The 1,334-nt window shown below is 39.2% G+C and carries 1 protein-coding gene and 1 pseudogene; both read right to left on the bottom strand.

The annotated features are described in order from the left end of the window. Positions 1–414, bottom strand: a pseudogene (locus tag BUB32_RS12510) (type II secretion system F family protein); the annotation flags it as partial. Positions 415–416: 2 nt separating this feature from the next. After that, on the bottom strand, positions 417–1,334 hold a 918-nt coding region (locus BUB32_RS12505), incomplete at its 5' end, for a TadA family conjugal transfer-associated ATPase (protein ID WP_072969640.1).

The following is a 1,334-nucleotide window of genomic DNA, read 5'->3' as shown; positions in this document are numbered from 1 at the left end:
ACCGAGCATTTTAACAAAATCTCTAAACTGCTCCTCAGTCTTTCTTATTCTCCTTCTTCCCAAGTAGTCAAGAACATAATCTAAAAGGTAGTAGAACATAACAGGAAGTGATAAACCAAGTAAGGCGAAACCCTTTAAGCTCAGAAATAAGGCTGACACAATAGAAAATAGAACAAACCACAAAAATACCTCTTCTGCATCCACTTTAATGCCGCTTTTTTTAAGCTTTCTATCTAAAGCTTCAGTAAAGCTTTTTAAGTCGAACAAATCCATTATGCTGAGCTCATTTTTTTGAGTAGCTACCAAATGCCTCTCAAGCCTTCTTTTAAGCTTAAGCCTTCTATTTTCCCTAATACTGTATGAAAAAACTACCACCATAAAAACAGCTGCTCCAAACAGAAAGGAGACTGCCACCTTCAATCACCTACCACGTGCTTTAAAATATAGTCTCCGTTTTCATCTATGCCTTCAATTTCAACCACCTCAGCAAGCTCCCTACCTTTTAGGTTTCCCTTTTCGTCCTCAGCAAGCCTTAAAAATACAATAATATCAACAGCCCTTGAAATGAGCTTTCGTATAATCCTGTAATCTAAATTCTTAAACTCCTGTATCAGCATTTCAAGCCTTAATAAAGCATCCAAGCATGAATTTGCATGTATTGTCGTCATAGAGCCTCTGTGGCCGCTGTTTAAAACGTGTATGAGCTCATAGGCACTTTCAGGTGTACGTATTTCTGTCAAAATTATTCTGTCGGGGTCTGCTCTTAAGCAGTCTTTTAAGATGTCAGAGTAGCTCACATCCCTTGCCTCCGCTGTCCCTTTTCTTGTTTTGAAGTAGTACACGTAAGGTATGCGAAGCTTAATCTCTCTTGTATCCTCTAAAACTGCTACTACATGTTTTTCTTGAATCTCAAAGCTTAAAGAGTTTATAAAAGTAGTCTTTCCTGCGCCTGTTTCTCCTGCAACCATGATGTTTTTTCTATCTCTTACTGCCTTCTTAAAGTACTCCTGCATCTCCTTTGTGAGCCCTACTGTTGTCTTTGCAAGCTCTTCCAAAGGCACATTTAACAGATTATGCTTCCTGATAATTATGACAGGCTTATCAGACTCTGGAGGTATAACTAAAAGAGCACGGGAGCCGTCATAAAGCTCTGCATCCTGTGAGGGATTGGCTATGTTGATTGATTTATTTAAAGGTGCAAGGATTCTGTCCTGTATGACCCTTACAGCCTGCTCGTTCGGAAACTCTTCTTCTGCATTTATTTTTACTCCTGCTTTTTTGTACATTATCTTTGTGCCGTTCACATGTATGTCCGTAACTTCCGGGTCCTTAAG

Source organism: Thermoanaerobacter uzonensis DSM 18761, assembly GCF_900129115.1.
Lineage (GTDB): Bacteria > Bacillota > Thermoanaerobacteria > Thermoanaerobacterales > Thermoanaerobacteraceae > Thermoanaerobacter > Thermoanaerobacter uzonensis.
The sequence above is the reverse complement of the archived record's forward strand: the minus strand, read 5'-3'. Positions and strand labels throughout refer to the sequence as shown.